Here is an 11,990-nt window from a genome sequence, read left to right as displayed (position 1 = left end):
CCCTGTCTGAGGATTAATATTATTGTTTAAGGGTTTTGGATTCCGATTCAGCGATTAATTTCATTTGTTCAGGGTATCCGTAAGTACCATGCTCACTGATATCCAGACCCATCAATTCTTCTTCTTCCGTAACACGAAGTCCGATCGTCACCTTCATTACATACAAGATGATGAAAGAAAGTACAGCTACGAAAGCAAAAGTTCCAACTACCCCCAGTACTTGAACACCCAGTTGGTGGAAACCGCCACCGTAGAACAATCCAGCTTCCCCTACCAAGCCACCTTTAGTAATCAGCTCCGGTACAGCGAATAGACCTGTGGAAACCGCCCCCCACATTCCCGCAATACCATGTACAGAGAAAGCATAGATCGGATCGTCAAGCCCTGCACGTTCCAGCCATTGGGAAGTCATGAATGTGAACGCACCTGCAACCAATCCAATAATAATTGCTGCCCATGGTTCAACATAAGCGCATGCTCCAGTAATTGCAACCAGCGCAGCTAGAACACCATTCAGCATTGCAGGAATATCAGATTTACCAAAATACAACCAAGAAGCAATCAAAGCTGCCAATCCGCCTGCTGCTGCTGCGATATTCGTAGTTAATGCTACGTGACCAAAGAAACCTCCCATTGGGGACAAAGCACTACCTGGATTGAATCCGAACCAACCAAACCAGAGGATAATCACACCTAGTACAGTGAATACTTGGTTATGACCTGGAATAATGACCGGTTTACCATCTTTATTGAACTTGCCAAGTCGTGGCTTAAGCAATATGGTCGCTACTACCGCTGCAGTTGCACCTGTAAGATGGACAACCGTGGAACCCGCATAATCTTGCATTCCCAGCTCAGCCAACCAACCGCCACCCCATACCCAGTGCGCTACGACAGGATAAATTACGATTGAGAATAAAATTCCGAATATAATGTACACACTAATCTTTGCACGTTCTGCCATACCTCCAGATACGATAGCTAAGGAAACCGCTGCAAAGGCCATTTGGAACAAGAATTTAACATTTAAAGTAACATCAGAAAATGCAAGTGATTCAAATGAAGATGCTGTTGAATCTCCGCCATACAAGAAGCCTGTAGTTCCGAAGAAGCCGTTACCGTTACCGAAGCCAAGACCAAAGCCAACAGCCCAGAAGCAAAGACTCGCAATGGCCAGTGTCAGTACCGTCTTACCGGCTACGTGACCTGCATTCTTCATCCTAACTGAACCTGCTTCAAGCATTGCAAACCCCGCTTGCATAAAGAAAACTAAAATGAATGCCAGGAAGGTGAACGCAGTGTCCAACCCGATTTGCAAATCTGCGTTTGTCGGACCGTCTGCCGCAAAAGCACTTACCGGATAAACCATCAGTGTAATCATGGCCAGTAACATCATCAACCATTTCTTTTTCATTTTTACCCCACTCCCCAATGTTATATTTTCTAACAAAGCGTGAAACTCTTAATGTCATTATAATCAGAAGTCAGGTAAATTGACAAGACTATTTTTGGGAATGTTTTTAATTTATTTTCATCAAGCACACAAAATCTCCATAGTACGCTTGGACTATCTCAGTATTTTGGACCCATACAGCCACATAATCATTGAAATAACTACGTGAATATACCCCCTGATATTACCTTTTTATTGAATTCCTTCTCCATTTCTCTATATAAACATAACATATGATGTAATATTTAGATCTCAAATTCATTTCGCGTACCTCGATCCGCGCATTTGCCTCTGTTTCCGCTGATTCGATCTCACGAGTCGACACCTTTGTTCTAGTCTAAGCTTGAGTTCGCCCCTTTTGAGGGTTCAAATCAATAGAAGGTACCACAAGGCGTAAACAAACAAAGGACACCCTCGCGGGTGCCCTCTGAATGAACAATTTAGAAAGTAAATGGATTCTGCTACATTTCTTCTCTACTCAATTATACGGCAATCTGTGAGTATGTCCGGTTTATGTCTCATGCTATCCAAGTTAGTTATTTTACGGATTAATTTACACGGTACACCTGCTGCAAAAGAATCTTCTGGAATGTCCTGAGTCACGACACTACCTGCACCTATTACGCATCGATCTCCAATCGTAACCCCTCCACATACAGTTACATTGGCTGAGAGCCAAACATCGTTACCAATGCTAACAGGTTTAGCGTAGCATAATACCGCAGCATCACCATTTTGATCAAGCATTTGTCTACGCTCGGAGGCGACGAATGGGTGAACAGGTGTAACGATGGTTACATTAGGCCCAAAACTAACATGATCACCTATCGTAACCTGTGCATCATCCTGTACTGTAAGATTATAGTTTCCAAAAAAATGATTACCAATTTTCGTATGCACACCATAATGAAAAAACACAGGACCCTGGATAAAACAATGCTCACCCATGCTATCAAGTAACCGTGACAATATCTCCTCCCGTTCCTCTGTCTGATCCTCAAATGTTCGACTATATTGACTACTCAAATTGTGGGCGAGAAGCTTTTTACGCTTTAATTCTACGTTTCCTGGATTGTATAATATCCCTTTGAATATTCGCTCTTCTTCTGTCAAATTCTTCACCTCTTTTAGTTTTCTTGAGCTACATGTAATCAAGAATTCATTATTAGACAGTAAGTTCAATTTGAATGTTTTCTGGCCCAATTATACAGCTTTCATAATATCCGTCACCAGTGGTCCGCGGCCCACTTAACGTTCTAAACCCCGCTTCCGCCAATTGCTTGGTTAGCAGATCTACACATAACTCCGCGAAACCCCAAGCTCCTTTTCATTATCCCCCCTGGGGTGCGCTCCTCACCACACATGCCAACCCGAAGCAACCTACGACGACTTCCTTCTCGTGAGCGTTATCTCATTACACTTTTATCCGTTCCGATCGGATCATGTTAGGATACGTCCTTACGCGTCTTCTTTAGACTTATCACTCCAAATTTGATATCACGGGGAGTTTGAGTGTATTGTATATAAACAACACATCACTTTCATGAATTTATTTCTCTTTATTACATATACTTTATGAAAGCATGACGTTTGACTGTATGGTTTCCAGTTTGTTATCATTATAGATAGCATAATAGTAACCACCAATACAGGAGACGACTACTCTTTACGGGCAGTCGAATTCGATTAGTGAGGCGAGGTAGCATGGGGATATGATTCTATATCGAATCGGAGAATTAGCTAAGGCTGCTCACATCAGTGAGCGTACCATTGATTATTACACAAAACTGGGGTTAATCTCCCCAGAGTCCAGAAGCACCAAAAATTACCGACTTTACAGTCATGAAACCTTGGTCGCCTTAGAACGTATTAATCAATTAAAGCATGACAAGTATTCATTGGAAGAAATCAAGTCCATGATGAGCAAATGGAACGAGGCAACTCCTGAAACTGACGTATCTGATAAATTAGTCGAGCTCGAGCAGCATATGCAGCGGCTAGAACGTGAAGTAAAGGCACTTGAACCAATCATTAGCGGTCTGAAGCCGGGACAGGCCAGACGCGCGCTCTCTAACTTACTCCCTCAAGGAGTAGCCTGCATGGAGGCGATTCGGCTTCTATTGCTTACGCAAGGACCGCCAATGTAAATACCATATTTACAATACAGTGGAGGAATGCAGCTATGTTTATGTATCTACTAGTAATTATCGCCTTTATTTTTTCATTATGGGCCCAGTTCAGAGTTAAAGGAACATTCAGCAAGTGGTCCAAGGTCGCCAATTTAAACGGTCTGACAGGATATGAAGCTGCAAGACGTATGCTCGATGCGAACGGGCTTCATGATGTACCGATTGAGCCTGTAAGAGGTACGCTTTCTGACCATTATGATCCGATTCATAGAGTTGTACGTTTATCAGAACCTGTATATTATGAAAGTTCTATCGCAGCAGTTTCCGTCGCATGTCACGAAGTGGGTCACGCCATTCAGCATAAAGTAAGTTATCCAATGTTAACACTACGTCACCGGATGTTCCCAGTAGTTAATTTTGCATCAGGCATAGCGCCATTCATGCTTATGGCAGGATTCATATTCGGTTACTTTAATCTTGTAGGCCTTGGCATCATCTTCTTCTCAGCCGCTGTTGCCTTCCAGCTTGTGACACTGCCAGTTGAGTTCAACGCCAGCAACCGGGCCCGTCAAGTCATGGTAGAACAAGGTTACATTCGTAACGAAGAAGAACGCGGAGTAGCTAAAGTTTTAAACGCTGCTGCGTTAACGTATGTAGCTGCGGCGCTAGTATCCTTACTCGAACTGCTTCGTTTGATTACTGTCTTTTTAGGTAACCGCGACTAATACACAACTCCGCTTACAAATAGAAAACCCCGGAGGGCTAAGAGCCAACCGGGGTATTATTTTGTCTAGCTTTAAAATAAGATATCAAAAAAGTCCGAAACGAACGTGCTACGAGCGGCAACTTACTGTCTGTTCGGTAAATCAAACCAACCGTCCTGGTCACAGCAGGCTCCACGACCCTTACCTGAGCCGGCTGGAGAGGATTGGTCTGATAGAACGCCATCTCCGGAAGAAGGCTTACACCCATTCCTGCTGCCACTAGACCGCGAATGGTATCAGTCTCCCCGCCTTCAAATGCAATTTGTGGTTGAAATCCCGCCTGCAAGCACGCTTGCCAAACTATTGGTCTCAGAGAATAACCTTGACTGAACAGAACAAACTTTTCCTTTTGAAGCTGTTCCAATCGGATCTCAGACTCTCCTGCCAGATGATGATTCTGCGGAAGTATTGCAAATAACTCCTCGGTCATAACAATATCCCCAGAGACATGCTCATCATTCTCCGGAAAAGGCGAAATAAATGTTAAATCCACTTCACCAGATAATACATCCTTTATCAAAGAAGGGTAAGACCCTTGCTTAAAGCGAAACTTAACATGAGGATAGTGCTGGCGGAATTCCGCAACGATTGTCGGGATAAGATGCGTGCCCAGGCTGTGAGGAAACCCAATGCGAATCTCACCACGTTCCGGATCCAGAAATTCATGCACCTCATTAACTGAATGCTCCAATTCCTTAAGGATACTATCCACTCGCTTGCAAAAGAGCTGCCCAACCGGCGTAAGCTGCAAATTACGCCCTTTTTGCATGAACAAGTCAACTCCAAGCTCTTGCTCCAACTGATGAATCTGACGGCTTACTGCAGACTGCGCTACATGAAGCTCCTCCGCCGCTCGCGTTACATGTTCTTTTTGGGCTACCTTTAGAAAATATTGCAGCTGTCTTAGCTCCACTCCATCATCGCCCCTGTCTTAGGCTTTTATTAAATATACGAATAATTAGTCCATATAGGAAAAAGCCAGAAACCAAGCCTCCGATATGTGCAACCCAATTTACATTTGGTGTTGCAAACGACATAATGATCCCGATCATTAGCAATCCGTATAACGTCTTTCGTGAGCCTTCATCCATCATAGCCCTTTGCATAACCGCAATGTATAAAAATGCCCCATAGACGGCGTAAATCGCTCCAGAAGCACCTACCGAGACCGTACCTACCTCTAATGCTGAGCGGCTGCTGATTGCAATCGTTAGAACGTTCGCAAGAACTCCACCTACCACGTAAAGAATTGTATATCGCCACCAGCCAAGAAGACGCTCCAGAGGCGGTGCAAATACCAGTAGAGCGAAGCTATTAAAGAATAGATGGGAAAACCCATTATGTAAAAAAATAGCCGCTACATAGCGCCATAGTTCCTCTTTAAACGGACTAACATCGACAATAGCACCAAAATCAACAAGCGTTTGTATATTGGTGGATCCTCCATTGAACGTCATGAGGATAAACATTATCACGTTAGCCACGATGAGAAGACATGTTACCGGGTAATACCGCAGATAACTTTTCCAATTTTCATACCGAATAAATATCATTACACCCATCCCTTTACATTTATATCTTGCCCCGTTGGACATCTCCCTGTAAATAAGATTATAATTTATTGTGGCAGTAAGAGCCAATATTACAATTCGAGGAGGAAAACAAGGATATGACGCAAGAAAGAACAGGCGTAGCTACTTTCAAAAGCAGCCCCATCACTCTCGTAGGACCCAAGCTAACAGCTGGTGATCCCGCTCCTGATTTTGTTCTTAGTAAGAATCTACTGGAAGAAGTTTCTCTTAGTGATTATGCCGGTAAAATCAAGCTGATCAGTGTTGTCCCTTCTCTTGATACTGGTGTATGTGACGCACAGACCCGCCGGTTCAACAACGAAGCTGCAGAGCTAGGTGACGATGTAGTTATCCTTACAGTAAGTATGGATCTACCATTCGCTCAGGCCCGCTGGTGCGGCGCTGCAGGAATCGATCGCGTAATTACACTATCCGATCACAAAGCAGCCTCATTCGGACAAGCTTATGGCGTTCTAATCAAAGAATTCCGGTTAGATATGCGTTCTATTTTTGTTCTGGACAAGAACAACACACTCACCTATGTTGAATATTTGAGTGAAATGACTGAGCATCCTAAATACGAAGATGCTATAGCCGCTGTGAAGAGTCTGCTCTAATTCTCTAGAACAGTAAGTTTCGACAATACTTTCTTATATTTTGAAAAAAGCGGAAGAAGGTCCATCCTTCTCCCGCTTTTTTTTGTAAATAGAAAGATTTATCGATAACATCCAGAGCAGACATCGTTTGCGTAAACGCATTCATACTATCCCTAAATAAGAAGGTTTTGAATGGATCTCTGAAAATTAGTCCGCTTTGTATTTTCCTAATTTTTTGTCCAAAGACGCGTACAACCGCTGAATGACGCGGTAATTAGCACCCAAATCACCAAGCGATCCTCTAGATGCAGAATACATATCTACGCCACATCGTACAGGTGTGGTATTAAGCACTGAGACAGTGATATCCAGTGTACGGCCAAATGCCGTTCTCTTCTCCAGAGTAATCTCACCTACTGACTCCACTTCATGAAGCACCTTGAATCCAGGAACCTTCTTAAGTGTTGATGAAACTTCCTCCCAAGCTTTGTCTTTCGTAAGATTGTAATAACGCGTTTTTAATGTCGGATCTTTTGCGCGGTCGCTTGTTCCATCATGACTACGGAATAAACCAACCAAGGTTCTTTTTAACGACAAAATTCTTCCCCCTCTACAAATCCCAAGTTCATTATTCTAAGTGTAACACTCTTGTCTCAGGAACAAAAGGGTATTACTCACTTTATCCTTGTTCCAGACATACAAAAAAGCGCCCGCTCCCAACTTTCGCGGGAAACAGGGCGCTTGGCTTAAACAAGAGAAAAACCCGCTTATGCCGTCCGGCTACAGTGTCTTCTGAACCTGCTAGAGCAGGTGGGTGATCGCAGAAAACGTTTTTGAATTCCCCAAGTCATATAGACAGGGCTGTTCAGCTGCGCTTCGTGTAGATCTCCCAAGACATTATCATTGGTTCAAAACAACGAGCAACCGTAACGAACATCGCAGGATTTGTTATTATTATATTGCGTTTTAACGAAAAAGTAAACCTGTATGCGCTTTATTTTACACTGGAATTAAATTACTGACGATTTCCAACGCTCAATGCTTGCCTTTATTAAATACGTTTTAAATCTTTATTCTCATTATTCTCTTCATAGTCGTCATCATCATCGTCGTCATCCTCTTGATTATTCAACGCAGCTTCCGCCTCTTCTTGCTCCTTCAGTTTCTTCTGCTCCACCTGCAATTGCAATTTATTATAGGTAGCATAGAAGTTAAAGAAAGCAGCCATCGCAATCAGCGTCGGGATACAGATAATGTACAGCGCTGGATATCTCAGGCCAATATAAGCAAGAACTGCCGCAGCAATCAATGTAGAGAACACACGAATTGGACGTGCAATTGTCAGCAAGATCGAGTTAGTCATTACTTGCTTAAAGCTCATTTGATAATGAACAACAATAGAAAAGAAGTTAAACATGGATACCGACAAAATAATCATGAGCACTAACATCAAAATACCAACAATTCTAAAGTTAGGCATTTGTGTCATGTAAACCGTTACATCGACGTACATAATAACGAACATCAATGTATAGATTATTCCTCCGAGCATACTTTTTAGATAATTCTCTTTATACCCCTGAAAATATGTGCGAAAAGTTCCTACATCTGTATTTCCCATAACCCATTTACGTACCACGGTAAATAAAGCCGCCGAAGCAGGAAATACTGTAAATGGTGCTAGAATCCCCATAGCCCAGTTCAAAGTGAGCTGTTCATTAACTCCACCCGAACTTGTCCCTAGCATAAGTATTTTCATCAATCCAAAAAATAAAAACGGGGCGGAACATAGTGCCCATAAGATATTGCTTGCTGCGATACGTGTAATCCATTCTGTGACGCGGTATAAGCCGCCCATTGCTCCTTTAAACTCCAATTCCCTTCCTCCTCTGTCTCTTGCATACTGCTTATCTTAACTATACCTCATTTTACCTCCTCATTTCCATAGCCCAACTTTCTGAATTCTGGGTTATCGTCTATACAACAAGTCTACAAAGTCCATATATTGGGATTGTAATCATAATAATTACCAAAATCACCACAATCTAAAGGAGGTTATTGTATGTCCTCACCTGTTGGCTACGGCGGCTGGACTTCCACCGGTACGATCCTCGTATTGTTTATCCTGCTCGTTATCATCACTCGTACTTTCGTATAAATACGCTGATCATTCAATAAACACCCTAATATTACAGCAAAAAGAAGACGAGAACCGCTATTCGGCATCTCGTCTTCTTTGTATCTTGATAAATCATCACCCTAGGGTTCAGATCAAGTATTAGTTATCGAAATCTTCACGTTTTGCAGGACGTGTGCTTGTGCTGCTTGGGCGAGTAGAGGGTTTACGGTCCGCACTGCGGTTCGCTCCACCATCACGGTTAGCTGCGCTATCACGATTGCCTTTATAGCCACCGCCATAACCGCCACTGCCGCTACCATAGTTACTGCCACCGCTGTTGTAGCCACCACGACTACCGCCACCGTTATTGTCGCGGTTTCCACGGTATCCACCAGTACTGCCACCGGAAGTACCACGGTTTCCGCCATAACCACCATTAGGTTTGCGGCCACTGCGAATGTCGTTCTTACCACCACGACGTTTAGCACGGATTGGATCTTCAGGAGTCAATTCAATTGTGGAATCCTTCTTATCACCAGTCAGAAGCTTCATTGCAGCTGACAGCAATTGAACGGAATCATACTGCTCAAGCAATTGAATAGAAATACCTTTGTACTCGTTCAATTCACCGCTCTCTACCATCTCAAGCAAACGTTCAGCTGTTACGCGTTGTTTACCTTCGATAGCCTCAGCCATAGTTGGCAATGGTTTGCGAGTAATACGGTGACGAGTAACACGTTCGATCAAGTGCAGGTGATCCATTTCGCGTGGAGTAACGAAAGACCAAGCTGTACCTTCTTTACCAGCACGACCAGTACGACCGATACGGTGTACATAGCTTTCTGGATCTTGCGGCAAGTCAAAGTTAATTACATGAGTAACGCCGGATACGTCCAAACCACGAGCCGCTACGTCAGTAGCTACCAGCACATCAATGCTGCCATCACGGAATTTACGCATTACAGCATCACGTTGGTTCTGAGACAGGTCACCATGCAAACCATCAGCAGAGTATCCACGTTTTTGCAAAGCTTCTGCAAGCTCATCAACCCGGCGTTTCGTACGTCCGAACACGATTGCAAGCTCAGGAGATTCCATATCAATCAAACGACTAAGTGCTTCGAACTTTTGACGTTCAGGTACTTCAACATATGCTTGATCAATCAGTGGAGCACTGATTTGTTTCGGAATTACGGAGACGTGTTGCGGGTTGTTCAAGAATTGCTGTGCAAGACGTTGAATGTTTGGAGGCATTGTAGCCGAGAACAACATAGTTTGACGCTCTTCAGGAACGAGCTTGAGGATTGTCTGAATATCTTCCATAAAGCCCATATCCAGCATTTCATCTGCTTCATCCAATACTACAGTTTGAACATCATCCAAACGAATAGTTTTACGGTTGATGTGGTCAAGCAAACGACCCGGTGTACCAATAATGATTTGTGGTTTCTTCTTTAGACCACGGATTTGGCGACCAATATCTTGTCCGCCATAAATTGCCAACGAACGAAGACCTTTGAAACGGCTTAGCTTACCAATTTCTTCTGATACTTGAATGGCCAACTCACGAGTTGGTGCCATAATAAGTGCCAGAATTTTTTCGTCTTCACGATTAATCTTCGAAATGAGGGGGATACCAAAAGCAGCAGTCTTACCTGTACCAGTCTGTGCTTGACCTATCAGATCCGACCCAGTCAATGCCAATGGGATCGACTGCTCCTGTATCGGTGTTGCCTCCTCAAATCCTAACTCTGTGATTGCTTGTAGCACTCTTGGCTCCAAGCCAAATTCTGCGAATGTTTTCAAATTATTCATGCTCCTTCTATACAGTGGACATTCCACATGCTTGTCTGTATTCTTAAGTAGCGGTAAACACATTTATATGCTGTCCAATCATGCTCTTTTTTCTGCATGATATAGCGCTTTTGGGACGAAAAGCCTCCCTTTCATCAGGTACTTCATTGTACCTGAGCAACTGTAGCTTTACATCCGATGCAATGCAAAAATACCATTGTAACGTTCTACTCAAGAATATCCTATACATTATATCACAACTCTAAGTAGGAATACCAGTGGGTTCCTTTCTTTTCATTGCATACATGGTTTATTTTAAATTAATTTATAGAGGTGGATTTGCTTGTTAAGACAGATTTGGAATTGTATTGCAGTGATTTTTGGAGCAGCGTTGATTGCCAGTGGATTTAATCTTTTTCTAATCCCGCATCGCTTACTCAGTGGAGGAGTATCTGGGCTTTCCATGTTAGTGGGTTACTTTACACCAATAAACATAAGCCTTTTGTACTTGCTCTTTAATATCCCCTTGCTTGTAGCTGGCTGGTTCCAGCTTGGCCGGAGATTTATTATGCTAAGCATGTTATCCGTTGTGGCAACAACTTGGTTCTTAACGATCATTCCCGAATATTTGGTAGCCACTGATATGCTGCTGTCTTCTGTATTTGGCGGTGTACTTGTAGGTCTCGGCTGTGGTTTTTCCTTCCGTGCAGGAGGTTCCTCCGGAGGTTTTGATATCCTGGGATCTATCATCACTAAATTCCGTGATTTCCCGGTTGGAAATGTGGTGGTAAGCTTAAACGGTCTCGTTATCCTTGCCGCAGCCTATTTTGATAACAATTGGAATTTAGCTCTTGCATCGATGGTATCTATATACGTAACTGGTAAGGTACTGGATATGATTCACATCAGCCATTTAAAGGTAACCGTATATATAGTAACAAATCGTACGGATGAGCTCCTTCAGCATCTAATAGGACTTCAGCGTGGTGTTACAAAGATTAAAACAGAAGGCGCTTATTCTCTTGTTGAAAAGGACATGCTAATGACAGTAACAACCCGCTACGAACTTGCTGAGCTGCAGCGTATTATCCGCACGACAGATCCCCAAGCTTTTGTAAATATTGTCGAGACAGTTGGGGTTATGGGTTCCTTCAGAAAAAGATAAAATTCGGAAATAAACAGTATTGAATTGGAAAATGCACCAATCACAGAATTGTGATATATTATAATCACGCAGAACCCTAACAATTTCATAAAGATTGAGATTTACCCCTCTTTTTTCCAAGCACTTCGTTTTCCGATGAATACTGAATTCCATTCAGACCTATCGAAAAAGGAAAGGGTGATTTTTGTGGAAATGGAAACGGTAAAGCTGTCAGCAATCGTCATGAGGTGGTATCCTGATATGATGCCGTTTCTCAAGCAGGACGAACTAAATTCAGTAATCGTTCTGCGTGACGGGCTTAGTATTCTGGAACCTGCAGATGCCATGGATATCATCCATTACAGTATCTGTGAACATCAGAATTCTGCGTATCTTCATTGAGTAAGCCGCAAGATAAGT

At 43.0% G+C, this 11,990-nt stretch carries 13 protein-coding genes, 1 other RNA gene and 1 pseudogene; 6 read left to right on the top strand and 9 right to left on the bottom strand.

The window, feature by feature from the left end; translation table 11 throughout:
* Positions 1–19: 19 nt before the first annotated feature.
* The 3 genes and pseudogenes from NSU15_RS10695 to NSU15_RS10685 all read right to left on the bottom strand — a co-directional run.
* The gene (locus tag NSU15_RS10695) at positions 20–1,414 is read right to left on the bottom strand and encodes an ammonium transporter (RefSeq protein ID WP_042126336.1); all 1,395 of its coding nucleotides are present in this window, start codon (positions 1,412–1,414) and stop codon (positions 20–22) included.
* 513 nt (positions 1,415–1,927) lie between these two features.
* Positions 1,928–2,575 carry a sugar O-acetyltransferase gene (locus tag NSU15_RS10690; protein WP_339290280.1) on the bottom strand — a complete coding sequence of 216 codons (648 nt, stop codon included), beginning with the start codon at positions 2,573–2,575 and terminating at the stop codon, positions 1,928–1,930.
* Positions 2,576–2,618: 43 nt separating this feature from the next.
* Positions 2,619–2,750 (bottom strand): annotated as a pseudogene (locus NSU15_RS10685) (lactoylglutathione lyase); the annotation flags it as partial.
* A gap of 415 nt (positions 2,751–3,165) precedes the next feature.
* On the opposite strand from NSU15_RS10685, the gene NSU15_RS10680 reads away from it, so the two are divergent.
* Positions 3,166–3,600, top strand: a complete 435-nt coding sequence (locus NSU15_RS10680; RefSeq protein WP_042126326.1) for a MerR family transcriptional regulator — start codon at positions 3,166–3,168, stop codon at positions 3,598–3,600.
* Positions 3,601–3,635: 35 nt separating this feature from the next.
* Positions 3,636–4,307 (top strand): zinc metallopeptidase, encoded by a 672-nt coding sequence (locus NSU15_RS10675; protein WP_042126324.1) that lies wholly within the window; start codon positions 3,636–3,638, stop codon positions 4,305–4,307.
* Between the two features lie 37 nt (positions 4,308–4,344).
* On the opposite strand, the gene NSU15_RS10670 is transcribed toward NSU15_RS10675, so the two are convergent.
* Together NSU15_RS10670 and NSU15_RS10665 are read right to left on the bottom strand one after the other, a co-directional pair.
* Positions 4,345–5,259: a LysR family transcriptional regulator gene (locus tag NSU15_RS10670; protein WP_042126322.1), complete on the bottom strand. Its 915-nt coding sequence runs from the start codon at positions 5,257–5,259 to the stop codon at positions 4,345–4,347.
* Positions 5,260–5,263: 4 nt separating this feature from the next.
* Positions 5,264–5,899: a rhomboid family intramembrane serine protease gene (locus NSU15_RS10665; protein ID WP_042132050.1), complete on the bottom strand. Its 636-nt coding sequence runs from the start codon at positions 5,897–5,899 to the stop codon at positions 5,264–5,266.
* 116 nt (positions 5,900–6,015) lie between these two features.
* Here NSU15_RS10665 and tpx point away from each other — a divergent pair, with 116 nt between their 5' ends.
* Entirely contained in the window at positions 6,016–6,534 is a 519-nt protein-coding gene (gene tpx / locus NSU15_RS10660) for a thiol peroxidase (RefSeq protein ID WP_339290277.1), read from the top strand.
* A gap of 186 nt (positions 6,535–6,720) precedes the next feature.
* Here tpx and NSU15_RS10655 read toward each other — a convergent pair whose 3' ends face one another.
* The 3 genes from NSU15_RS10655 to NSU15_RS10645 form a co-directional block, all read right to left on the bottom strand.
* On the bottom strand, positions 6,721–7,110 hold the full coding sequence (locus tag NSU15_RS10655; RefSeq protein ID WP_036689295.1) for a DUF1499 domain-containing protein: 390 nt from the start codon (positions 7,108–7,110) through the stop codon (positions 6,721–6,723).
* Between the two features lie 159 nt (positions 7,111–7,269).
* Positions 7,270–7,461: non-coding RNA, 6S RNA (gene ssrS, locus NSU15_RS10650), on the bottom strand.
* 103 nt (positions 7,462–7,564) lie between these two features.
* Positions 7,565–8,389: a DUF624 domain-containing protein gene (locus tag NSU15_RS10645; protein WP_339290275.1), complete on the bottom strand. Its 825-nt coding sequence runs from the start codon at positions 8,387–8,389 to the stop codon at positions 7,565–7,567.
* 186 nt (positions 8,390–8,575) lie between these two features.
* Here NSU15_RS10645 and NSU15_RS10640 point away from each other — a divergent pair, with 186 nt between their 5' ends.
* Positions 8,576–8,671, top strand: a complete 96-nt coding sequence (locus tag NSU15_RS10640; protein ID WP_042126316.1) for a hypothetical protein — start codon at positions 8,576–8,578, stop codon at positions 8,669–8,671.
* A 120-nt stretch (positions 8,672–8,791) separates the two neighbouring features.
* Here the strand turns inward: NSU15_RS10640 and NSU15_RS10635 are convergent, their stop codons facing one another.
* A complete protein-coding gene (locus NSU15_RS10635; protein WP_042126314.1) occupies positions 8,792–10,438 on the bottom strand; it encodes a DEAD/DEAH box helicase in 1,647 nt (548 codons plus the stop codon).
* 331 nt (positions 10,439–10,769) lie between these two features.
* Between NSU15_RS10635 and NSU15_RS10630 the strand changes: the two genes are divergently transcribed.
* Entirely contained in the window at positions 10,770–11,591 is an 822-nt protein-coding gene (locus NSU15_RS10630) for a YitT family protein (protein ID WP_339290274.1), read from the top strand.
* A 192-nt stretch (positions 11,592–11,783) separates the two neighbouring features.
* Complete coding sequence (locus NSU15_RS10625) at positions 11,784–11,972, top strand: hypothetical protein (protein ID WP_175374354.1); 189 nt, start codon at positions 11,784–11,786, stop codon at positions 11,970–11,972.
* Positions 11,973–11,990 lie beyond the last annotated feature (18 nt).

It is taken from the genome of Paenibacillus sp. FSL E2-0201, from assembly GCF_037963325.1.
Lineage (GTDB): Bacteria > Bacillota > Bacilli > Paenibacillales > Paenibacillaceae > Paenibacillus_AQ.
This window is presented reverse-complemented; position numbering and strand designations above follow the sequence as displayed.

What these genes read in the sequence shown, in the direction of transcription:
- NSU15_RS10640 (WP_042126316.1), top strand. Translation starts at nt 8,576, where the DNA reads ATGTCCTCACCTGTTGGCTACGGCGGCTGGACTTCCACCGGTACGATC.
- NSU15_RS10680 (WP_042126326.1), top strand. Translation starts at nt 3,166, where the DNA reads ATGATTCTATATCGAATCGGAGAATTAGCTAAGGCTGCTCACATCAGT.
- tpx (WP_339290277.1), top strand. Translation starts at nt 6,016, where the DNA reads ATGACGCAAGAAAGAACAGGCGTAGCTACTTTCAAAAGCAGCCCCATC.
- NSU15_RS10665 (WP_042132050.1), bottom strand. Translation starts at nt 5,899, where the DNA reads ATGATATTTATTCGGTATGAAAATTGGAAAAGTTATCTGCGGTATTAC.
- NSU15_RS10675 (WP_042126324.1), top strand. Translation starts at nt 3,636, where the DNA reads ATGTTTATGTATCTACTAGTAATTATCGCCTTTATTTTTTCATTATGG.
- NSU15_RS10625 (WP_175374354.1), top strand. Translation starts at nt 11,784, where the DNA reads ATGGAAACGGTAAAGCTGTCAGCAATCGTCATGAGGTGGTATCCTGAT.
- NSU15_RS10695 (WP_042126336.1), bottom strand. Translation starts at nt 1,414, where the DNA reads ATGAAAAAGAAATGGTTGATGATGTTACTGGCCATGATTACACTGATG.